The following is a 22,881-nucleotide window of genomic DNA, read 5'->3' on the forward strand; positions in this document are numbered from 1 at the left end:
TCCATGTCACTTTGAGTGCCCACACAGATTGTCTGATAAATTGTTAAAGAGCAGTTGCGACGCGCTTTAGCGCTCTGTCGCGAGGTGGCGTATATTACGCTTTCCTCTTTCAGAGTCAACCCTGAATTTCAGAATTTTTTCTCTGCCGACCCGGCTTAATCTGTGAACTCGTTCACATTCGCCGTGTCAGTGGGAGCGCATTATAGGGAGTTTTGTTTCCATGGCAAGCCTTAAAATACAAAAAACTTATCAAACGCTCATTATTTGAACTTTCCCGTATTTCACCCCGTAGCCATAAAGCGAAGAAACTCAGTATCCACGCGGCTTACAGCGGCAACGAGGCCAAATCCTGCAAGGAGTAAAAAAGCGCGCGCGGTATTCACTATCGGCATTTTTCCCCCTTTCTTTCTTTAATCCCCTTACGGCGCACCATCGCGGATGGCGAATTAAGCGGCTGTCTTGACTCATGACAAAGCGCCGCTGGTCGACTCCTTTCTATAATCAGGCCCGTTTCTACATTACTGGTGTGAACCTATGGCTTATCAACTGAACATCAACTGGCCCGAGTTTTTAGAGAAGTACTGGCAAAAGCAGCCGGTGGTATTAAAGAATGCTTTCCCGGACTTCGTCGATCCGATTACGCCGGATGAGCTGGCCGGTCTGGCCATGGAACCCGAAGTCGACAGTCGCCTGGTGAGCCTGGTTAACGATCGTTGGCAGGCCAGCAACGGGCCGTTTGAACATTTTGACGGTCTGGGCGAGACCGGCTGGTCTCTGCTGGCGCAGGCGGTGAACCACTGGCATATGCCGGCTGCCGAGTTGGTACGCCCCTTCCGCGTTCTGCCGGACTGGCGCCTTGACGATCTGATGATCTCCTTCTCCGTCCCCGGCGGCGGCGTGGGCCCGCATATCGACCAGTACGACGTCTTTATTATTCAGGGCATGGGCAGCCGTCGCTGGCGCGTGGGTGACAAACTGCCGATGCGCCAGTTCTGTCCGCACCCGGCGCTGCTGCATGTCGACCCATTCCCGCCGATTATTGATGAAGACCTCGAGCCGGGCGATATCCTCTATATCCCGCCAGGATTCCCGCACGATGGCATTACCCACGAAACCGCGCTGAACTACTCCGTCGGCTTCCGTGGCCCGAACGGTCGCGATCTGATCAGCAGCTTTGCCGACTATGTGCTGGAAAACGATCTTGGCGGCGAGCACTACAGCGATCCGTACCTCACCTGTCGTGAGCATCCTGGTCGGGTTGAAGAGTATGAGCTCGAGCGCTTGCGGTCGATGATGATCGATATGATTCGCCAGCCGGAAGATTTTAAACAGTGGTTCGGCAGCTTCGTAACCACCCCGCGCCACGAGCTGGATATTGCTCCGGCGGAACCGGCGTATGCAGAAGAGGAAGTGGTCGATGCGCTAATGGGCGGCGAAAAACTTTCTCGCCTCAGCGGCCTGCGCGTTCTGCATATCGGCGACAGCTTCTTCGCGCATAGCGAACAGCTGGACACCACCGATGCTGAAGCGCTGGATGCCCTGTGCCGCTATACCTCACTCGGTAAAGAAGAGCTCGGCAGCGGTCTACAGAATCCGGCGTTCGTGAGTGAACTGACGCGTCTGATCAATCAGGGCTACTGGTACTTCGAAGAGTAATCCACCGCCCCGCACGGAGGTCCCCCGAAAGCCTGGTTCTATCCGGCTTTCGGCATTTACGGCATCTGTTTGGGCAAGATCAGAATAAAGCGCGTTGAGCGACTATCGGACTCCACCACCACGCTGCCGTGATGCGCGGTGACAATAGACTTCACGATCGCGAGGCCGATACCGCTCCCCTCCCCTTTGCGCTGCCGGGAAGGATCGACGCGATAAAAACGGTCGAATAGCCGCGGTAAGTGCTCAACCGCAATCGGTGTCCCCGGATTTTCTACCACCAGCTTCGCCTGCCCGGCGATTTCACTGACCTGAATCGTCACCGCCTGCTGACCCGGCGTATAGCGAATCGCGTTCGACAACAGGTTGCTGATGGCCCGCCGCAGCATCAGCGGGTCGCCGGTGACCCAGCATGCATTGCCGGTAAAACGCAGCGTCACCTCTTTCTCTTCTGCCCAGGCTTCAAAGAAGTCGAACACTTTGTTGACCTCATCGGCCAGGTTCAGGGTTTTCTGCTCGGGGATCAGCTGATTGTTGTCCGCCTGCGCCAGAAACAGCATGTCGCTCACCATCCGCGACATCCGCGAAAACTCTTCCAGGCTGGAGTACAGCACATCCTCCAGCTCTTTCTGGCTGCGGGTCTGACTGAGGGCGATTTCCGTTTGCGTCACCAGGTTGGTAATCGGCGTACGGATCTCATGGGCGATATCGGCAGAAAAGTTGGACTGGCGGGTAAAAACATCTTCAATACGTTCCAGCATATGGTTAAACGAAATCACCAGCCGTTCCAGCTCCACCGGCACACTCCCGGGATTTAAGCGGACGTCGAGATCTCTGGACGTGATGTTTTGAATCTGCCGGCTGACCTGGCGGATCGGTTTGTGCCCCTGATAGACCACGAGCAGCACAATCAAGATGATAAGAATGCTGATCACCGAGGCGGCTGAAATCAGCTTCGCCTTCAGCTCATTAATATAGTGCAGGTGGAAATCGATCGATAACGCCATCAGCAGATGATAAGCCGGTTTGCCCTCCGCCGTGTTGCCGAGCGGCAGCATAATCAACCGCCAGGCGCGGCTTTGCATCGGGTGGTTATTATGCGTCGCCGCCTGCGGATACGGATCGCTCCACGAGGTAACACGCCCGCCCTGCAGGCGGGCCGCCAGCCCGGGGGTGCTCATGATATGGCTCAGATCCGGGCCATTCGGCGACTGGAACAGAATATTCCCGTTGGCATCATCGAGGCAGATAAAGACATTGGCGTAACCCGCAATCACGTTTTTTAAGATATCCAGCCGCTGCGCCTGCGGATAGTCGTCATGATTAAGTACCGTTTCAAGCGTTGTCGCGAGCTGCTTTAAGTCGTGAACGTCACGCTCCTCAAAGTGCGCTTTGACCGAATGGATCATTATCCAGGTGAAGGCAAAGAACGCCACGATCGTGGCCAGGCTGATAAAAAAAGTCAGTCGCGAAGCCAGCGAAAAAGGCCGCGGGAACCACTTACTCAACATCCGGAACCTCAAGCATATAGCCCACGCCGCGCACGGTCTGGATAAGCTTCGGTTCAAAGTCATTATCGATTTTGGCCCGCAGCCGCTTGACCGCCACGTCGATGGCATTGGTATCGCTGTCAAAGTTCATATCCCAGACCTGGGAGGCAATCAGCGACCGGGGCAGCACTTCCCCCTGGTGACGCAGAAAGAACTCCAGCAGCGTGAACTCTTTGCTGGTCAGGGTGATACGCGTTCCGCCGCGAGTCACTTTACGACTCACCAGATCGACGAACAGATCCGCCGCCTGAAACTGGCTTTCCGCTATTGTCGATGCGCCGCGGCGCAGCAAGGTTCTGACCCGCGCCAACAGCTCGGCAAAGGCAAAGGGCTTCACCAGATAGTCGTCCGCGCCCAGCTCCAGCCCCTTCACCCGATGCTCAACGGTGCCGAGGGCCGTCAGCAGCAGGATGGGCATGCCTTTACTGGCGGCGCGCAGCATTCTGACAATATCCCAGCCGTTCACGTCAGGCAGCATAATATCGAGAATCAGCAGGTCATAATCGCCGGTCATCGCCAGGTGATAGCCATTCAGACCGTTATCGGCGAGATCAACGACAAAACCGGATTCCGTCAGCCCTTTGGTCAGGTACTCCCCGGTTTTCTTCTCATCTTCGACGATCAAAATCTTCATGACATGCTCCTTCACGCGCTTTGAGTGCGGGTTTCCAATTTTAGAGGAGCCAAACCGGATAGCAATGAATTCTCAGGAAAATGACAGCTTTGTCATTTTCCTGTCACGCATCGAACAGCGGCCGTTTTGTAGAGTAGCCGTCATTCATTCGCCGCCGAAAAACGTCCTGCCCTATGCGCAAATTAAAGCTCATCACGCTCAGCGTGACTTTTGTTCTGACCGGCTGCCTCTCTTTCGCTCCGGAGTACCAGCAGCCAGCCTCGCCGGTGCCGCAGCAGTTCTCGCGCAGCCAGAACAAACTGGTCACGATGCCGGTAAATTATCAGGATAGCGGCTGGCGGACATTTTTCGTCGACCCGCAGGTGAAGTCGCTGATTGGCGAAGCGCTGCTGAACAACCGGGATTTGCGCATGGCGACGCTCAAAGTCCAGGAGGCAAGAGCGCAATATGGCGTCACCGACGCCGATCGCTACCCGCAGCTGAATAGCGCCGCCAGCACCACCTGGAGCGGCAAGCTCAAAGGTGACACCACCACCGCCAGCGACTATCAGGCCGGGCTTAACCTCAGCTTTGACCTCGATTTCTTCGGCCGTCTGAAAAACTTAAGCGAGGCGGACAGGCAAAACTATTTCGCCAGCGAGGAAGCCCGCCGGGCGGTTCATATTCTATTAGTCTCGAATGTCTCGCAGAGCTATTTCAACCAGCGCCTGGCCTGGGCTCAGCTGCAGGTGGCGAAGGAGACGTTGCAGAACTACCAGCGTTCCTACGCCTTTGTCGAGAAACAGCTGCTGACCGGCAGCACCACGGTCCTGGCGCTGGAGCAGGCACGCGGGGTCATCGAAAGTACCCGTGCCGATATCGCCAGACGTGAAGGCGAACTGGCGCAGGCCAACAACGCCCTGCAGCTGCTACTGGGCAGCTATCAGCATCTGCCTGATGACGCGGCCAGCAGCCTCCTTGATATCAACGGCGTCGCCTTGCCGCCAACGCTGTCCTCGCAGATCCTGCTACAGCGGCCGGATATTTTACAAGCCGAGCACGGTTTACGCGCCGCGAACGCCAATATCGGCGCCGCCCGCGCGGCCTTTTTCCCGTCGATAACCTTAACCAGTTCGCTCTCCGGCAGCAGCGCGGATTTGTCCCGCTTGTTTAACCCCGCCAGCGGAATGTGGAATTTCGTCCCCAAAATCGAACTGCCGATTTTTAATGCCGGGCGCAATCAGGCCAACCTCGATTTAGCGAAAATCCGCCAGCAGCAGGCGGTGGTGAACTACGAGCAAAAAATCCAGGCCGCCTTCAAAGAGGTCGCCGACGCGCTGGCCCTGCGCCAGAGCCTGGCTGACCAGATCAGCGCTCAGCAACGCTACCTCGCCTCACTGCAAACGACGCGGCAACGCGCCAGGGCGCTCTATCAGCATGGCGCGGTGAGCTATATCGAAGTGCTCGATGCCGAGCGTTCGCTGTTCACCACGCGACAAACCCTGCTGGACCTCAACTACGCCCGTCAGGTCAACGAAATCAAGCTATTCACCGCCCTGGGTGGCGGCTGGGTGGAATAAATCATCATTTACTTTCAGGAGTATGCAGCATGAATCACCTTACTAAAACCTTCATTTTCAGCCTTCTTTCTGCGCTCATGTTCAGCGCGCAGGCCAACGAACACCAGCATGGCGACATGATGAATGCCCAGCCAGCCGCGCAGCAGACACAGGCCATCAGCGCCACCGGCGAGGTTAAATCCATTGATACGGAGAGCAAAAAGGTCACCATCGCCCATGATGCGATTCCGGCGGTGAACTGGCCGCCGATGACCATGCGTTTCACCTTTACCCCGCAAACGCCGCTCAACAACATTAAAGCCGGCAGCAAAGTCGCCTTTACCTTTATTCAGCAGGGCAATCTCTCCTTATTACAGGATATCCATCTCGCACAGTAACGCCCGCGGAGATAGCTTCCCAATCACACCGGAATGGACACAGATATGGCCTCGTTTACCCTCAAAAACAGCGCGCTGATTATCGGCAGTATGCTTATTGGCGGCATGATCTCCGCAAGCCTGTACGCCTGGTTCTCGCCGCCCACCGCCGCGGACAGCGCGGCGCCAACCGGTACAACAGAGGCCCGTAAAGTGCTGTTCTGGTATGACCCGATGTACCCCAATACGCGCTTTGATAAACCGGGGAAATCACCGTTTATGGATATGGACCTGGTGGCGAAGTATGCCGACGAAGAGGGAGCCCCCGCTTCCACGCCCGGCGTGCGTATCGATCCCACCCAGACCCAAAACCTGGGGCTAAAAACTGAACCCGTTCGCCGTGGCCCGCTGCATTTCGAGCAGTTGCTCCCGGCGAGCGTCAGCTTTAACGAATATCAGTTTGTGATTGTGCAGGCGCGCTCGGCGGGGTTTATCGAAAAGGTCTATCCCCTCACCGTTGGCGATAAAATTCGCCAGGGCACGCCGCTGGTCGATCTGACCATTCCTGACTGGGTCGAAGCCCAGAGCGAATATCTGCTGCTGCGGGATACCGGCGGCACCGCTACCCAGGTGGAGGGGATTCTGGAGCGTCTGCGCCTCGCCGGCATGCCGGAAGAGGATATTCGCCGCTTAACAGCGACGCGCAAAATTCAGACCCGTTTCACCCTCAAAGCGCCGATCGACGGCGTTATCACCGCCTTTGATTTACGCAGCGGGATGAACATCACCAAAGATAACGTGGTGGCGAAAATTCAGGGCATGGATCCGGTGTGGATCAGCGCCGCGGTGCCAGAATCGGTTGCCTGGCTGCTTAAAGACAGCGCGCAGTTTACGATTTCCGTACCGGCCTGGCCGGGGAAAACCTTCACCATCCGCAAATGGACGATTTTGCCCAGCGCAGATGCCACGACCCGCACGCTACAGCTACGCCTGCAGGTAGATAACGCCGATGAGATGCTCAAACCGGGGATGAACGCCTGGCTCCGGCTGAACACTCAAAGCCAGCCGATGCTCTTGATTCCATCAAAAGCGCTGATCGATACCGGCACGGAGCAGCGGGTGATTACGGTGGATAACGACGGGCGCTTTGTCCCGAAACGTATCGACGTGTTCCAGCAATCCGGCGGCGTCACGGCGGTCAGCGCCGGTCTCAGCGAAGGCGAGAAGGTGGTCTCCAGCGGCCTGTTCCTGATTGATTCGGAAGCCAATATTTCCGGCGCTCTCGACAGGATGCGCGCGCAGACGCCTGCCGCGCACGCCCACTGAGGAGATGACACATGATTGAATGGATAATCCGTCGCTCGGTGGCTAACCGCTTTCTGGTGATGATGGGCGCACTGTTTCTCAGCCTCTGGGGGGCGTGGACGATAGTCCATACGCCGGTCGATGCGCTGCCGGATCTCTCGGATGTGCAGGTTATCGTGAAAACCAGCTATCCGGGGCAGGCGCCGCAAATCGTCGAAAATCAGGTCACCTGGCCGTTGACCACCACCATGCTGTCGGTGCCGGGAGCCAAAACGGTACGCGGCTTCTCGCAGTTTGGCGACTCCTATGTCTACGTCATTTTTGAGGATGGCACCGACCCCTACTGGGCGCGCTCCCGGGTCCTGGAATATCTCAACCAGGTGCAGGGCAAACTGCCGGCGGGCGTCAGCGCCGAAATGGGACCGGATGCGACCGGCGTGGGCTGGGTCTTCGAATATGCGCTGGTCGATCGCAGCGGTAAACACGACCTCGCCGAACTGCGCTCACTGCAGGACTGGTTTTTAAAATACGAGCTGAAAACCATCCCCAATGTCTCGGAAGTGGCGTCGGTCGGCGGCGTGGTCAAAGAGTATCAGATTGTCGTCGACCCGCAGAAACTGACCCAGTATGGCATCAGCCTGTCAGCGGTAAAATCCGCGCTGGATGTCTCCAACCAGGAGGCGGGCGGTTCGTCCGTCGAGCTGGCGGAAGCCGAATATATGGTGCGCGCCAGCGGCTACCTGCAGACGCTGGATGACTTCAATAATATCGTACTGAAAACCGGCGAGAACGGCGTGCCGGTCTTTTTACGCGATGTGGCGCGGGTGCAAATCGGCCCGGAAATGCGCCGCGGCATCGCCGAACTCAACGGCGAAGGCGAAGTGGCCGGCGGCGTGGTGATCCTACGCTCCGGCAAAAACGCCCGCGACGTGATTTCCGCCGTTAAAGACAAGCTTGAGACCCTGAAAAGCAGCCTGCCGGAAGGGGTGGAAATCGTCACCACCTACGATCGCAGCCAGCTGATCGACCGGGCGATCGACAATCTCAGCCACAAACTGCTGGAGGAGTTCATCGTCGTGGCGCTGGTCTGCGCGCTGTTCCTGTGGCACATCCGCTCCGCCCTGGTGGCGATTATCTCCCTGCCGCTTGGTCTGTGTATCGCCTTTATTATCATGCATTTTCAGGGACTTAACGCCAACATCATGTCGCTGGGCGGTATCGCCATCGCCGTGGGGGCGATGGTTGACGCCGCCATCGTGATGATCGAAAACGCCCATAAGCGGCTGGAAGAGTGGGAGCACCATAACCCGGGGCAGAAACTGGCCAACGACATGCGCTGGAAAATTATCACCGATGCCTCGGTGGAGGTCGGTCCGGCGCTGTTTATCAGCCTGCTGATTATCACCCTGTCGTTTATCCCGATTTTTACCCTCGAAGGTCAGGAAGGGAAGCTGTTTGGCCCCCTCGCCTTTACCAAAACCTGGTCGATGGCGGGTGCGGCGCTGCTGGCGATCGTGGTGATCCCGATCCTGATGGGCTTCTGGATCCGCGGCAAGATCCCGGCGGAAGCCAGCAACCCGCTCAACCGTTTTCTGATCCGCATTTATCATCCGCTGTTGCTGAAAGTTCTGCACTGGCCGAAAACCACGCTGCTGGTTGCGCTGCTGTCGATCCTGACCATTATCTGGCCGCTGAACCGAACAGGCGGCGAGTTCTTACCGCAGATCAACGAAGGCGATCTGCTGTATATGCCCTCGACGCTGCCGGGGATCTCAGCCGCGCAGGCGGCGGATATGCTGCAAAAAACCGATAAACTGATCATGACCGTGCCGGAAGTGGCCCGCGTGTTTGGCAAGACCGGTAAGGCGGAGACCGCCACCGACTCCGCGCCGCTGGAAATGGTCGAAACCACCATTCAGCTCAAGCCCCAGGAGCAGTGGCGACCGGGGATGACCATGGAGAAGATTATCGCCGAGCTGGATAAAACCGTGCGTCTGCCGGGACTGGCCAACCTGTGGGTACCGCCGATTCGTAACCGCATCGATATGCTCTCTACCGGGATCAAAAGCCCGATCGGCATTAAGGTTTCCGGCACGGTCCTCTCCGATATCGACGAGGTTGCCGAACGGATCGAAGTGGTCGCCCGAACCGTACCGGGCGTCACCTCAGCGCTGGCAGAACGTCTGGTGGGTGGGCGCTACCTTAATATCGATATCAACCGCGAAAAAGCGGCCCGCTATGGCATGACCGTGGGCGACGTTCAGCTGTTTGTGTCGTCGGCCATCGGCGGTGCCATGGTGGGTGAAACGGTAGAAGGCGTCGAGCGCTATCCGATCAACATCCGCTACCCGCAAAGCTATCGCGATAGCCCGGAAGCCCTGCGCCAGCTGCCAGTTCTGACCCCGATGAAGCAGCAAATCACCCTCGGCGACGTCGCCGAGGTGAAGGTGGTGACCGGTCCTTCGATGCTGAAAACCGAGAACGCCCGCCCGGCCAGTTGGATCTACATCGACGCCCGCGATCGCGACATGGTTTCCGTGGTGCACGATCTGCAAAAAACCATCGCTGAACAGGTACAGCTGAAACCGGGGATCAGCGTGTCGTACTCCGGGCAGTTTGAGCTGTTCGAACGCGCCAATCAGAAGCTGAAGCTGATGGTGCCGATGACGCTGATGATCATCTTCATCCTGCTCTACCTGGCGTTCCGCCGTTTTGGCGAGGCACTGCTGATCATTACCAGCGTACCGTTCGCCCTCGTTGGCGGTATCTGGTTCCTGTATGGGATGGGGTTCCATCTGTCGGTGGCCACCGGCACCGGGTTTATTGCGCTGGCCGGGGTAGCGGCGGAGTTTGGCGTGGTGATGCTGATGTATCTGCGCCACGCCATCGAGGCTGACCCGTCGCTGGAAAACCCGCACACCTTCAGCGTCGAAAAACTCGACGAGGCGCTGTATCAGGGGGCGGTGCTGCGCGTGCGGCCAAAGGCGATGACCGTGGCGGTGATTATCGCCGGTCTGCTGCCGATTTTATGGGGGACTGGCGCGGGCTCGGAGGTGATGAGCCGCATCGCCGCCCCGATGATTGGCGGGATGATCACCGCCCCGCTGCTGTCGCTGTTTATTATTCCGGCGGCATATAAGCTGATGTGGTTGTACCGCCATCGGCAAAGGCGGAAATCGATGGCGGCCTGATATCAGGCGGGGGCCAGAACGGCACCCGCTTTTACGATTTCAGCGCCGGATTAACGGCCCAGTAATTTCTCATACTGCGCCTGGAACTGCGGCGCATTCCACGAACCATCGAACAAGGTGTAAGTGATATAGCCCTTGTTCAACCAGCCGCTGTCGTTATCTGCTGTCGTGGGTTCCAGCGATGCCGGGTTCATCGTCTGCTTCGCCGTACCGTCCGCCTGCAGTTCATAACCGATCTGCGGCGTTGGAAACTGCTGATTGTCGATATAGTGGACACCTTTAATTTCAGCGGTCGGCAGCGGCGGATAGTTGATACTCAGCCCGGAGCCTTTCGGCAGCAGCGCCACGCCGGGCTGGCGCGTAGCGTTCAGTTTATCCACCACCGTCACCACGTAATCCACGGAGTCTGGCCAGTATTTATGCGTGCTCGGCCATTTGTTTTTCATCTCCTCTTGCGTGAAGCGATAGCCAATGCTGGCGGCGATAGCCGGGAAACCGTAACGCAGCGCGCGGGCCGCCGCGCTGACGGTGCCGGAGTTTACCTGCGCCATGCCGGTATTCGGCCCGTCATTCACCCCAGAAATGACCAGGTCCGGCGCGGCGCCCTGCATCAGGCCCCACAGGCCAAAATCCACGGCATCCGCCGGCGTGCCCGGGAAGCAGTAGCGTTTGTCGGCGACTTTCTTAACGTCGAACGTTTTACCCGGTTTGAAGGTTATCGCTGAGCCGATGCCGCTCTGGTTGGTGTCGGGCGCCACCATCCACACGTCATACCCTTTGGCGGCCAGCTTTTCCTGCAACGACGTAGTGCCAACCGACTGGCAGCCATCGTCGTTAACCAGCAGGATTCTGAGCGGTTTTTCCGCCGCCTGGGTCGAGGCGGTCAGTACGGTGAGCAGCGCAGCGGCGAGAATGTTGATTTTCACGATGACTCCTTAGTCAGTATCAAGATATTTGTCTGGCGCAAAAAAAAACCTAAGAAACCTGCACGCAAATTGACTTGCGCCAGGTCTCTTAGGTTTTGCCGTTATTCCGTTACAATCCCAGGACAAGGGGAAAATACCCCGTATCGACAGAATAATCCACAAGCAACAGGTTTATTATGTGACTACGATCAATAACAAAAAACTATTCTACCAAAAGCAAAGGGGATCAAATGATATTCCCCCCGAATCCCGACATCTAATTATTAAGAATCTTCCCTGTTATTTCCTGACAATACCCGGAGAGTTAAAATGTTATTGGTAACAAATCACAGGGCATGCGAACGATCACATTTATTAATATCAAAACAAATTCCACCTGTTTTTCCATCCCTGACATGATAAGGTCGGTGGTAGTGGATTGTTACTGTTTTCAATACAGGCAAAACCTACGTCAGAGACTCCGGCGGCATCATACACTATGCCCATCCCGAGTCGCTGACGTAGGTTTTTTTTGGCTTTAACATAATAAACAGGAGAACAATATGAAAAAATGGCTAACCGCAGTCATCATGTTCGCCAGCGCAGCAACCTGTTCAGCCGCGGAAATGAAAGACGATGGCAGCGTTAATATCTATTTTGCCCGACACGGGAAAACACTATTAAATACCTTCGACCGCGTGCAGGGATGGGCCGATTCTCCGCTGACGGAAGACGGTATCCGCGTCGCCCGTTATCTCGGCGAAGGTTTAAAAGAGGTGAAGTTCGACCGTTTTTATTCCAGCGATGCCGGACGACAGCGAGAAACTATGGCGGTGATTCTGAAACAGGCCGGGATCAACGATTATCGCCTGATCGAGTTGCCAGGCCTGCGCGAAGCCTTCTTTGGCAGCTTTGAAGGCGGCTTCAACAAGGATATGGCAGCGGCCGGCGCACAACAGCTGGGCTTAAAAGACAGCGCCGCCCTGTTCAGCAAAATGAAAGCAGGCACCCTGCCGGTAGATGAAAGCCAGAACGCACTGGCCGCCGCCGACCCGCAGGGCATGGCGGAAAACTATCAGCAGGTAAAACGTCGGACTCAGGCGGCGCTACATACCATCGTTGAAAATGCCATAACCCATGGCGACAAAAATATTCTCGCCATTTCGTCCGGCACCTCGATGCAAATTATGATTTCCGATCTGACCGACGATGCGGCAAAAAATAAACCGCTGGCCAACGCGGCGGTGGTAAAAATTGTCTATAAAGATGGTACATATTCCGTTGCAGAAATTGGCACAATGAAATATATCGCAGCCGGAAAGCAGGCTCTCAATAAAAATAACTGATCGCTTAATTATATTATTACAGCTAACTGTTGCCGCCAGCCCCAGTTGGCTCGCGGTGTCTCGCCTCGGGATTTATAATGAAAAATAATATCATGACGATGCTGCTGCTGACCCTTCCTGTCAGCGCCTGGTCAGCAAATAGCGTTCCGCAACCGGATATGATGGATACGGTATTTGCCGATCCTCTTTTTAGCCAGTCACATATGACGCTGTCGCTTAAAAACTACTGGAAATATCTTAAGGAAGAGGAGACAGAACCAAAGAAAGTGCACAACGCCTGGGGTCAGGGCGTTGCCGTGGATTACCAGTCAGGCTATTTCGCCGATATCATTGGCTTCGATGCAATTTATTATGGCGCCATCAAGCTAGGTGCCAGCGATTATTTTAACTCGCGCGGCGTGCTCTACAACGAGGGGAACGGTAATAAAAAGAGCAATGCCCAGGGTTTTTCCAAATTTGGTCAGCGCAACATAAAGCTGAAATATCAACTCGCCGATCTCAATCTGAACGCCCGCTGGGGTTGGCAGATGATTAAAAACACGGGCGTCATCTCTACCTCTACCCGTCTGTCGCCGACGACTTATCTCGGCTGGAGCGGCAGCGTCAACTACGATGACGTGACTCTGCGCGGCGCCTATATCGAAAGTTCGATGGAACGTAACTCGCCGGATAAGAAGCGCTTCCAGACCAACACCGGACGGTACCTCAACCACATCGCCAGCGGCGATATCCTGTGGCAGGGCGAGCGGCTGAATGTACAGTACGGCTATGGCGAAAGCGATAATTACCTGCGCCGCTACGTGCTGTTCACGCAACTCAAACCGCTGAAGCAACTGAATATCGGCACGCAGATTTATGCCACTCATGCTTTGGATGAATATAAAGCGATGCCGGCCAGCAAGCGTGATTTCGACAGCGATGCCCGGCATTTTGCCATTGATGTGAAATGGCAGGCGGACAACTGGAGCACGAAGTGGGGGCTGGGCTATACCGATGCCGAAAAAGCCGACGAAATCGGCTTTTTCCCCCGACATATGAGCAAAAACTCGCGCGGTACCTTTATTTCGATGGCCTACGCCGGTAGCGACTACCTGCGCGACGGGGAGCTGGTGCTGGCGAATATGTCAGACTACAACCTGACGCCAGAGCTGGCGGTCGGTCTGGCGGGCAACATTGCGCAGTTCAACTACAAGGGCAACCGCGTGCGTACCGGGGAAATCAACGCGTTTAGCCGCTGGGCGCCAACGCATCCGCAGCTGAAAAATCTGACCGTCTGGGCGATGTTCGGGCCGGGATGGTCCTATCGCATGAACGGAAAAACGCCGGTGCTGAACGATGGTCACTACATCCGGGCCAATTCACTTTCTTCCGAGGTCATCATCGAGTATCGGTTTACGCTGTTCTGAGCCTTCGCCGCCGTACGCAGTGATACCGGCAATCACGCGATACAGCACAATCGGCGCGCGTAAAATAGTTTTACGTCGGTAAACTGGCGGGACACTGTCATCGCGTCTCTTTTTCATGAAACAATAGAACAGCGGCGCGCCAGGACACTCGATGATGGCGCGCCGCTATTCTGCCCACCGACTGCCGAGGGATTGCCTTGTCAACCATTCGTACCGTGCCGTTACCCGGTGAAAGCCGGATCGTGAACCTCTTTCCTTCCTCCGAACTTGCGGACGCTTTCGCCGTCACCCTGCCTCCTGATGCCCCTGCTGATATCAAGACTCTGGCTCATCAGGTGCTGGCGAGGCCACCGCGCTGGTTCAGATGGCTGCTGGCCTGCCGGGATCTGATGGTCAGGCCCTTCGGCATTCAGTCCTCCGCTCAGATGCGCGCAAAACTGATCGCAGACGGCACGCCCCACATCGATTTTTTCCCGGTGCTCGCGGTAGAGGCCAACGAGATTATCGTCGGGGCCAATGACAGCCATCTCGATTTCAGAATCGCGGTGTTCATTCGCCAGCGCCGCGAGGCGCTGGCGAATGAACAAGAGGTGGTGCTGGCCTCCGTAGTGCACTGCCACAACCGAACCGGGAAGCTTTACATCACGTTGATTGCCCCATTCCATCGCCTGGTGGTGCGCGCCATGCTCAAGCGAGCGATGGCAAGGGGCTGGCGATAACCGCGCCCAGAACCCCCGCCGCGCGGCTATCCGCTCGTGACGGAGGCGGTCAGTCACATCGCGACGGCAGCCTCTCCTCCTGCATCGGTCGGGCGAGCATCGCCGTTTTCGCGCCGCGATAGCGTAAATAGAGGTTATTGAGGATCAACGCCGCGCCAGTCATACCAGCGCCGGTTATTTCCGCCGCGGTGGGCGTCACGCCTGCCATCGCCGAAATAGAGAAGGCGGTCAGGGGCACCACATCCATAAACAGCACGCCATTCATCGGCGTCAAAATTTTGTTTCCCATATTCCAGCACAGAATGCCGATAAAACCGGCAATCACTGCCGTATAAAAAATATGAGGAATGATAAAGACAAAATCAGCAGTCGCGGGGACTGACACCTTGCCGCTGAGATACAGCGCGGCATTGAGAGTGAGGATGCTCGTCATGCCAAGCCCGGTGGTCATTGCCGTATATTTTAACGGCGACCAGTGCGGGAACAAGCCTGCTCCCAGCGTATAAATCACCCAGCATAGCGCTCCCATAATCATCAGCGCATTGGCGACATAACTGGAAGGGCTGTTCAGCAGGCTGCCATACTGCCCTTTGGTAATAACGGTAATGACGCCAAAAAATGACAGCATGACCAGGCCAACGGAGAGCGCGGGCGGCGCAATCCGACGCACGATCCCGTTAACGAGAATCCCGAGCATCGGCATCGTGGCCATCATGATAGAGGCCGTCAACGCCCCGTCTTTCCCGGCCATCTGCTGCCCTGAGAAGACCAAAAAGCCAAAACCGACAAATCCCGCCGTGCCCAGGAGCCAGGCCAGTCCGACGCGCTGCCCCTTCAGGCTCAGCCCCTGCCTGCCCTCACGCAAACCGAGCGCCACCACTAATGCCAGTCCGGCAAAGCCATAGCGCAGCGTGGTAAAGGTATAAGGATCGCATCGCGTCAAGGCGCTGGTCATAATGGGGAACGTCGCCCCCCAGGATAAGGTGGCTAACAGGCAACACATCACGCCGGTCGTATAGGTATTTTTCATCGCGATATATCCAATCATATCCCTGCAACGGCAGAGATTGCCGGTTGCAGAGAAACCACGGTGGGGGGAGATAATTTATCTGGATGGTGCGACGTTTAGCCGGCACGGTGATTCCGCGCCGGCGACGCGTCACGTGGCCCGACAGCTATTCCGTGGGCAAGACACCCGCTTTGGCCCAGTGCGTTTTGGGGATTTCGACAATGATCACATCCACGCTCTCCGCTTTGCATTTCAGCGTTTCAACCGCGACCCGGGTCACTTCACGGGCAAAATCGCGCTTTTGTTCCGGCGTGCGACCCGGCTGTAATTCTAAACGTAAAACAGGCATATTTTTCCTCTCCGTTTGGGACCCCGTCTGGGGTCGATAAATTCATCTTTACCGAAAGGCGAGGAGCAATAAATGTGCATCAGGTTGGGTGAATCAGAACCTACAGGTTGTTAATCATGGATAAACTTGCCGGAATGGAGATGTTTGTCAGGGTTGTCGAGTGCGGCAGCTTTGCCGCCGCGGCCAATGTCAGCGACGTATCGGCCACGATGGTGGCCAAACAGATTCGGGCGATTGAACAACGGCTTGGCGCACGTTTGCTGCATCGAACCACCCGTCGCCAACAGTTGACCGAAGTCGGGCTGCTCTACTATGAGCGCTGTCGCCGGGTGCTGGCAGAGTTTTCACTCGCCGAGCATAGCGCCATGGAGCTGCAATCGACGGCCAAAGGGCTGGTCCATATGGTGGCGCCGGTCAGCTTCGGTTGTCAGATACTGGTCCCGGCGTTGAGCGTCTACATGGCGCAAAACCCGGAGGTCAACGTCATGCTGACGCTGGATAATCAGACACCCAGCTTGAGTAGCGGGGATGCTGAGTTAGCTATTCATATCGGTGAAATTCACCAGCCAGATATCGTTGCCCGGCCGCTGCGCGCCTATCGCCGAATCCTTGCCGCCTCTCCCGACTACCTCCGCCAGCACGGGACGCCGACGCATCCGAATCAGCTGAGTCGCTTTAGCTGTCTGGGGATCTCCTACTGGATACATCAGGATCGCTGGGAGCTGATGGGCCCCGACGGCGAGATATTTAAAGCGGTGGTGAAAGGCCGGTTTATGTCTAACCAGGGTCAGGCGCTGAGGATTGCCGCCCTGAATGGCTGCGGTATCGTGCTGCAACCGGAATCGCTGCTGCAGGACGATATCGCCGAGGGACGCCTGGTGCCGGTGCTGCCCGAGTGGTCGTATAAGCCAACGCCGATGTATCTTATTTATCAACAGGATACACGCCCATCAGCCAAGCTGCGCAGCGTGATCGATTTTCTGATACAGCGCTTTGGCGCGCAGCAATAACGGAAAAAACGCCAGCAGACCTGATTCTGCGCCGCCCCGTCGGAGCAACGCGCCTGTTTTCACGACGGCAAAAAACACACAGCCGGAGACCAAGTGGCCTCCGGCAAGCGGATTTATTGCGACTTCTTCTCCAGCGCTTCCCACAGGCCCAGCAGGTAGGTTACCCCCAGCGCGCGATCGTAAAGACCGTATCCGGGACGGCCGGTTTCGCCCCAGATAAAGCGGCCGTGATCCGGGCGAATATAGCCGTCAAAGCCGTTATCATGGAGGGCCTGCATGACGCGATACATATCCAGCGAGCCATACTGCGACGGATGCGCGGATTCGTAGAAGTCTTTATCCTTAATCAGCTTAATGTTGCGCACATGGGCAAAATGGAGACGCTTGCGACGCGTAAATTCGGCAAGAATTTCATAGACGTTATTATCCGGATCTTCCGCAATTGAGCCGGTGCACAGCGTGATGCCATTCGCCGGTGAATCCACGGCATCGCAAATCTTCGTCAGGTCATCCTGATTTTTCACCACCCGCGGGAGGCCAAAAATAGAGTACGGCGGATCGTCCGGATGAATCGCCATTTTCACCCCGACTTCCTCGCACACCGGAATAATTTCTCTGAGGAAATAAAACAGGTTTTCCCGCAGTTTATTATCATCGACGCCGCTATAGCGGGAGAACAGCTCCTGCACTTTAGCCAGCCGCTCGGGCTCCCATCCCGGTAACGCAAAACCGTTGGCGTTATCGAGCACCTCTTTGACGACCTCTTCCAGACTCTTATCGATGCCGCTCTTTTCGAAAGCCATCGTCAGCGAGCCATCTGGCAGGACGTAGTTCATGTCGGTCTTCATCCAGTCGAAGACCGGCATGAAGTTATAACAGATGACCTTGACGCCAAAGCCCGCCAGATTACGGATCGTCTGTTTATAGTTTTCAATGTAGCGATCGCGTGCCGGGGTGCCTATTTTGATGTCATCGTGAATGTTGACGCTTTCAATCACTTCCATTGTCAGGCCCGCGGCATGGGCCTGGTCAACCAGAGCCTTAATCTTTTCGACTGGCCAGACTTCTCCGGGAGCAACGTCATACAGTGCCCCGACAACCCCCTCCACACCCGGCACCTGCCGGATATACTCCAGTGGGATTTTGTCTTCCTGTGGCCCAAACCAGCGCATTGTCATCTGCATTTTGTATCCGCCTTAATCGTTGCATCTGTGCATGTTTACAAGATGTACCATACTAGTATTGACTAGCATATGCAGTAATTATCGTTTGATCAACCACCGCGTTAAAAAAGCGTGACGGCGCGATAAAAAGAGGCATGGTCTGAGCATGGGCTTTATTATTTCTGCCAGGGTTAATTGTTTTTATTTTGTAAAAAATAATAACGAATTTACTTTAAATTCATCACCATCTATAACACGACTTTATTTTTATCCACTAAATTCATAACAGGCATTTATTTTACGTCCCGAATATCACTGAAAAAATAATATGATTTAAGTCACAATTTTATCATCATATCTTGTATGGTAGTAGACAATGAGTGAAGAGGAAGCTTACCCTCAACGCCATTATGTTCCCGTCATACACCGACCCCGGCTTAACGCTGGGGATTCGTCGTAAAAGTAATATCGTGTACGGAGTAGGTATGTCACTGATAAACAATAGCTTCATGATAAACAATGCGCCAGGTCAGCGGCTGTATTCTGAGGTAGCACAAGCGTTACCGATTATTGATTACCACTGTCACCTTGATGCCAGAGCCATTTGGGAAAATAAACCGTTCACGGATATTACTCAGCTATGGCTGGAGGGCGATCATTACAAATGGCGGGCCATGCGGGCGAATGGAATATCTGAGCACAAAATTACCGGCCAGGCTTGCGCCGAAGAAAAATTTGAAGCCTGGGCGCAAACGGTCGAAGCCAGTTTTGGCAACCCCCTTTATCACTGGACCCACCTTGAACTGAAACATTATTTTGCTATCGACGAAACGCTTAATAGCAAAAACTGGCGCGATATTATGGCGCGGTGTAATGCGCAATTACGCCACGACGACTTTTTACCCCAGTCGCTCATCCGCCGTTCAAACGTTGAAGCGTTGTGCACGACCGACGGGCCGCTCGACGATCTGCAATACCATCAGCTACTGGCAGCAAAAAGCGATTTTTCCACTGCTGTTTTGCCGACATTTCGTCCTGACGAGCTGTTCGACACCAGCCCCGAGCGCTTCCTGACGTTTGTCTCACGATTGGCGCAGAAAACCCAGCGGACGATAAGCTCGCTGGATCAGTTCCTGGCCGCTCTCGAAGCGCGTATTGATTTTTTCCACAGCACGGGCTGTCGCGTATCGGACCACGGCCCGCTGGCAATCGGTTTTTGCCCGCTTGATGAGGCCGGACAGAGCACGCTGTTTCAGCGCCGGCTGGCGGGAGAAACGCTGGATGAGCGCGCGCTCCAGGCCTGGGAAAGTATGATTTTTGTCGCGCTGGCCAAAATGTACAAACAGCGCGACTGGGCAATGCAGATTCACTTTGGCGCCATTCGTAACAACAACGTGACCATGTTCAACAAGGTCGGCATCAACTGCGGCTTTGACTCTATTGGCGATCAAACCCACCTTGCGCAGAACCTGAACGCGTTGCTGAACGCCATGGTGGAAAATGACGGTCTGCCGAAAACCATTCTTTATAACCTCAACGCCAGCTATAACGACGTGGTCGCCTCGACCCTCGCCAACTTCCAGAGCGGCGAGGATGGCATGAAATCACCGCTGCAGTTCGGTTCCGGGTGGTGGTTTAACGATACCCGACGCGGCATGGTTAACCAGCTCAATACCCTGGCCGATCAGGGGCTGCTGGCCAACTTTATCGGCATGCTGACCGATTCCCGCAGCTTCGTCTCCTACACCCGACATGATTATTTCCGCCGGATCCTCTGTGACCTGGTTGGCAGTTGGGTAGAGAAAGGTGAAGTGCCGGAAGATCGCGCCATCCTCGACGCCATGATCCGCGGTATTTGCGTGGACAATGCCCGTCGTTATTTTCGTTTTTGAACCGTAGGATACAGGGATAAACCATGACTCGTAAGAACAGAAAAGTGACCATCCCCGTCAGTATCGGCTACGGTCTGACGGATATCATGGGCGGCGGCGCATTTACCGTAATTGGCGCGTGGCTGCTTTTCTTCTATACCACCTTTGTCGGCCTGTCGCCGATTGAAGCGGCGTCGATTGTCGCGCTCGCCCGTATCGTTGATGCCGTCGTCAGCCTGTTTATGGGCAGCTTCACCGATCATTTTTATAAAAACTATCTGGGTAAGAAATTTGGCCGACGCCGGTTTTTCCTGCTGATCGGCGCGCCGCTCATGCTGGTTTACACCCTGCTGTGGCTAAACGGCATGAACTACTGGTTCTATCTCGCGGTGTATCTGGCCTTTGAGATCATTGCCGCCATGGTGCTGATCCCGTGGGAAACGCTGCCTTCCGAGATGACCAAAGATTTTAATAGCCGGACCAAACTTTCCACATGCCGTATGTTCCTGTCGGCATCCGGGACCTTTCTTGCCACCTTTATCCCCGGCCTGCTGATTGGCGCGCTGGGTGAAAATAATGCCGATGCCTATCTGGTGAACGGCGTGGTGTTTGCCGTGATGTTCATGGTCTGCGTCTTTATCTCGTGGAAAGTGACATGGGAGCGCGAGCTGACGCCGGAAATGCTGGCGGAAATGGAAAAAGAGCGCAAATCCACAACGGCAGCCGAGAAGCTTGCCGCCTTTGGCAACCTGTTTAAGGAATATGCCTCGACCCTCAAGGTACGGGCGTTCCGTAAGCACCTGGCGATTTATCTCTTTTCCTTTACGGCGAAGGACGTCTACAACACCGTGTTCGTCTTTTTCTGCGTCTACTGTCTGAACGTCTCATCCTCGCTGGCGGGCACGCTGCTGTCGATGAGTATCGTCGGGCTGCCGGTTACGCTGGCGGCGGGGGTGGCTATCATTAAGTATGGCCCTTCTCGCCTCTATGTCTTCGCCTATAGCCTGATGCTGCTGTGTCTTGGCGGGTTCTTCCTCGTGTATCAGTTCCCGACCGACAACAAGGTCATGCTGCTGGTGATCATCGCCGGTATCTACCAGGTTGGTCGCTGCGTGCTGGAATTTACGCCGTGGAACGTCTTCCCGTTTATTCCCGATATTGACGAAATGATTACCCGTCAGCGTCGCGAAGGTCTGTTTGCCGCGGTAATGACGTTCTCGCGTAAAACGACGGTCGCCATCGCCACCTTTGCCGTGGGCCTGCTGTTGCAAAGCGGTGGCTTCGTGAAAGGGAGCCAGACTCAGCCTCAGGAAGCGATTAACACCATCGCGACGCTGCTGTTTGCCGGCACCGCCGTCCTGCTGCTGATTGCGCTATGGCAGGCGCTGACCTTCCATCTGAACAAACGTACGCACAAGATTTTTGTCGATGAAGTTGAACGCCTGAAGGCGAACGGTCTTCAGCAGGACGTCACGCCTGAAGCGCGCCATGTGGTTGAAGACCTGACGGGTTATAGCTATGACACACTCTGGCGTAACACCCCGCCCGAGCGAGCAAAAGCGGGGAAAGCAACCTCGGTACTGAGTTAACCGCTGCCGCCGGCAGCAGCATAATGCCTGCTGCCGTGCGGTAGCCCTGCCCGGCTGACCCTTTCAGGGCCAGCCGATTTAAGACGCGCCCTCACGATGGGGCAAGCGGATCACTTCACCATCTTCTGCGTTTTTTCGACATCCTGCAGCCCGCCTTCGTTGACGGCATGCTGATACCCCATGCTGCGCAGCATTTTTTCTGCTTTGCCGGACTGGTTCCCCGTATTGCAGTACAGGTGCAGCGTGTCATTCTTCTCTTTTGCCACTTCGCCGATGCGCGCATCCAGCTCTTTCAGCGGAATATTCACCGCCCCTTCAACGTGCGTTGCCTGAAACTGGTCAGGGGTACGGACATCAATCCAGTGCTCAGCCGCCCACAATGAGGTCGACGCCATCAGCATGGCGCCGGTCAGGAGCGTTTTTTTCATGACCTGTGGCAGATTAAACATAACGACAGTTCTCCTTTTATTTTTCTTAGTCACCCGAAATCATACTAACGAAGGTATCCCGGGCGATCTTTGACCTCATCTGGAAAATGGGGACAAAGCGATAATCGGTGATATGAGCGCAGAGTCCACGCCGCAGGCAAACTGGCAGTCTCCGTTAAAATTACTATGCTTAAAGTTAACGTCACCTGTTACAACGTTGATTTTTATAGGGAGTATATATGGGATTCTGGAGAATTGTTTTAACGATTATTTTGCCGCCACTTGGCGTATTACTGGGTAAAGGATTCGGCTGGGCATTTGTTCTGAATATTGTACTGACATTGCTGGGCTATATCCCGGGTCTGATTCACGCATTCTGGGTGCAAACGCGCGATTAACCCGCATCATCATGACGGCGCATCGGCGCCGTTTATTTTCGCCAGGTATTTTCCATCGGAGTCTTATATTTCACATTTACGCCATCACTGGCCAGCATTGGGTGGCGAACGGAAGGCAACAAAAAACCCGCACGGGGCGGGTTCATTTCATTATCAGCAGAGCTTAACTGCTCAGGCCATCGCCTTCATCGCTATTGTAAGCGTCGCTGATAAGGGATTACAGCGGAGTAACGTTTCCAGCTGCCGGGCCTTTAGCGCCATTTTCAATGGTGAAGGAAACCTGCTGGCCTTCATCAAGGGTTTTGAAGCTGTCACTCTGGATAGCAGAGAAATGTACGAATACATCTTTGCTGCCGTCGTTCGGAGTGATAAAGCCAAAACCTTTATCTGCGTTAAACCATTTTACTAAACCAGTCATTTTATTAGACATAGATACTTCC

20 protein-coding genes are annotated in these 22,881 nt (G+C 55.3%); 12 read left to right on the forward strand and 8 right to left on the reverse strand.

Features of this window, described 5'->3' with window-relative positions; translation table 11 throughout:
• Positions 1-534 precede the first annotated feature (534 nt).
• Positions 535-1,656 (forward strand): cupin domain-containing protein, encoded by a 1,122-nt coding sequence (locus CWM52_RS14630; protein WP_100684765.1) that lies wholly within the window; start codon positions 535-537, stop codon positions 1,654-1,656.
• A gap of 56 nt (positions 1,657-1,712) precedes the next feature.
• Here CWM52_RS14630 and CWM52_RS14635 read toward each other — a convergent pair whose 3' ends face one another.
• Both CWM52_RS14635 and cusR read right to left on the reverse strand, forming a co-directional pair.
• On the reverse strand, positions 1,713-3,164 hold the full coding sequence (locus CWM52_RS14635; protein WP_100684766.1) for a Cu(+)/Ag(+) sensor histidine kinase: 1,452 nt from the start codon (positions 3,162-3,164) through the stop codon (positions 1,713-1,715).
• Complete coding sequence (gene cusR, locus CWM52_RS14640; protein WP_100684767.1) at positions 3,154-3,837, reverse strand: copper response regulator transcription factor CusR; 684 nt, start codon at positions 3,835-3,837, stop codon at positions 3,154-3,156. Before cusR ends, CWM52_RS14635 begins: the two co-directional genes overlap by 11 nt.
• A gap of 173 nt (positions 3,838-4,010) precedes the next feature.
• Here cusR and CWM52_RS14645 point away from each other — a divergent pair, with 173 nt between their 5' ends.
• The 4 genes from CWM52_RS14645 to CWM52_RS14660 are packed head-to-tail and all read left to right on the forward strand — an operon-like array spanning position 4,011 to position 10,248.
• Positions 4,011-5,396, forward strand: coding sequence for an efflux transporter outer membrane subunit (locus CWM52_RS14645; protein WP_100684768.1), 1,386 nt, complete (start codon positions 4,011-4,013; stop codon positions 5,394-5,396).
• A 29-nt stretch (positions 5,397-5,425) separates the two neighbouring features.
• Entirely contained in the window at positions 5,426-5,773 is a 348-nt protein-coding gene (gene cusF, locus CWM52_RS14650; RefSeq protein ID WP_100684769.1) for a cation efflux system protein CusF, read from the forward strand.
• A 45-nt stretch (positions 5,774-5,818) separates the two neighbouring features.
• The gene (locus CWM52_RS14655; protein ID WP_100684770.1) at positions 5,819-7,078 is read left to right on the forward strand and encodes an efflux RND transporter periplasmic adaptor subunit; all 1,260 of its coding nucleotides are present in this window, start codon (positions 5,819-5,821) and stop codon (positions 7,076-7,078) included.
• A gap of 11 nt (positions 7,079-7,089) precedes the next feature.
• Positions 7,090-10,248: a CusA/CzcA family heavy metal efflux RND transporter gene (locus CWM52_RS14660; protein WP_100684771.1), complete on the forward strand. Its 3,159-nt coding sequence runs from the start codon at positions 7,090-7,092 to the stop codon at positions 10,246-10,248.
• Between the two features lie 50 nt (positions 10,249-10,298).
• Here the strand turns inward: CWM52_RS14660 and surE are convergent, their stop codons facing one another.
• Positions 10,299-11,174 carry a 5'/3'-nucleotidase SurE gene (gene surE / locus CWM52_RS14665; protein WP_100684772.1) on the reverse strand — a complete coding sequence of 292 codons (876 nt, stop codon included), beginning with the start codon at positions 11,172-11,174 and terminating at the stop codon, positions 10,299-10,301.
• 542 nt (positions 11,175-11,716) lie between these two features.
• Here surE and CWM52_RS14670 point away from each other — a divergent pair.
• The 3 genes from CWM52_RS14670 (at position 11,717) to CWM52_RS14680 (ending at position 14,624) form a co-directional block, all read left to right on the forward strand.
• Positions 11,717-12,499, forward strand: a complete 783-nt coding sequence (locus CWM52_RS14670; protein WP_100684773.1) for a histidine phosphatase family protein — start codon at positions 11,717-11,719, stop codon at positions 12,497-12,499.
• A 77-nt stretch (positions 12,500-12,576) separates the two neighbouring features.
• Entirely contained in the window at positions 12,577-13,905 is a 1,329-nt protein-coding gene (locus tag CWM52_RS14675) for an OprD family outer membrane porin (RefSeq protein WP_100684774.1), read from the forward strand.
• A 197-nt stretch (positions 13,906-14,102) separates the two neighbouring features.
• Positions 14,103-14,624, forward strand: a complete 522-nt coding sequence (locus tag CWM52_RS14680; protein WP_165785399.1) for a DUF2867 domain-containing protein — start codon at positions 14,103-14,105, stop codon at positions 14,622-14,624.
• Between the two features lie 49 nt (positions 14,625-14,673).
• On the opposite strand, the gene CWM52_RS14685 is transcribed toward CWM52_RS14680, so the two are convergent.
• Positions 14,674-15,654, reverse strand: a complete 981-nt coding sequence (locus tag CWM52_RS14685; protein WP_100684837.1) for a DMT family transporter — start codon at positions 15,652-15,654, stop codon at positions 14,674-14,676.
• A 145-nt stretch (positions 15,655-15,799) separates the two neighbouring features.
• The gene (locus tag CWM52_RS14690; RefSeq protein WP_304528740.1) at positions 15,800-16,024 is read right to left on the reverse strand and encodes a 4-oxalocrotonate tautomerase; all 225 of its coding nucleotides are present in this window, start codon (positions 16,022-16,024) and stop codon (positions 15,800-15,802) included.
• A 74-nt stretch (positions 16,025-16,098) separates the two neighbouring features.
• Between CWM52_RS14690 and CWM52_RS14695 the strand changes: the two genes are divergently transcribed.
• Positions 16,099-16,992: a LysR family transcriptional regulator gene (locus CWM52_RS14695; RefSeq protein WP_100684777.1), complete on the forward strand. Its 894-nt coding sequence runs from the start codon at positions 16,099-16,101 to the stop codon at positions 16,990-16,992.
• Positions 16,993-17,105: 113 nt separating this feature from the next.
• Here CWM52_RS14695 and uxuA read toward each other — a convergent pair whose 3' ends face one another.
• On the reverse strand, positions 17,106-18,176 hold the full coding sequence (gene uxuA, locus CWM52_RS14700; protein WP_100684778.1) for a mannonate dehydratase: 1,071 nt from the start codon (positions 18,174-18,176) through the stop codon (positions 17,106-17,108).
• 464 nt (positions 18,177-18,640) lie between these two features.
• On the opposite strand from uxuA, the gene uxaC reads away from it, so the two are divergent.
• Both uxaC and CWM52_RS14710 read left to right on the forward strand, forming a co-directional pair.
• A complete protein-coding gene (gene uxaC, locus CWM52_RS14705; protein WP_100684779.1) occupies positions 18,641-20,047 on the forward strand; it encodes a glucuronate isomerase in 1,407 nt (468 codons plus the stop codon).
• Positions 20,048-20,070: 23 nt separating this feature from the next.
• Positions 20,071-21,615 (forward strand): MFS transporter, encoded by a 1,545-nt coding sequence (locus tag CWM52_RS14710; protein WP_100684780.1) that lies wholly within the window; start codon positions 20,071-20,073, stop codon positions 21,613-21,615.
• 110 nt (positions 21,616-21,725) lie between these two features.
• Here CWM52_RS14710 and pspE read toward each other — a convergent pair whose 3' ends face one another.
• Positions 21,726-22,064, reverse strand: coding sequence for a thiosulfate sulfurtransferase PspE (gene pspE, locus CWM52_RS14715; RefSeq protein WP_100684781.1), 339 nt, complete (start codon positions 22,062-22,064; stop codon positions 21,726-21,728).
• Positions 22,065-22,282: 218 nt separating this feature from the next.
• Here pspE and CWM52_RS14720 point away from each other — a divergent pair, with 218 nt between their 5' ends.
• Positions 22,283-22,441, forward strand: coding sequence for a YqaE/Pmp3 family membrane protein (locus tag CWM52_RS14720; protein ID WP_100684782.1), 159 nt, complete (start codon positions 22,283-22,285; stop codon positions 22,439-22,441).
• Between the two features lie 217 nt (positions 22,442-22,658).
• Here the strand turns inward: CWM52_RS14720 and cspA are convergent, their stop codons facing one another.
• Complete coding sequence (cspA, locus tag CWM52_RS14725) at positions 22,659-22,871, reverse strand: RNA chaperone/antiterminator CspA (RefSeq protein ID WP_031520308.1); 213 nt, start codon at positions 22,869-22,871, stop codon at positions 22,659-22,661.
• Between the last annotated feature and the right edge of the window lie 10 nt (positions 22,872-22,881).

Origin of the sequence: Raoultella sp. T31 (genome assembly GCF_002806725.1) — a bacterium.
Taxonomy (GTDB): Bacteria; Pseudomonadota; Gammaproteobacteria; order Enterobacterales; family Enterobacteriaceae; genus Klebsiella; species Klebsiella electrica.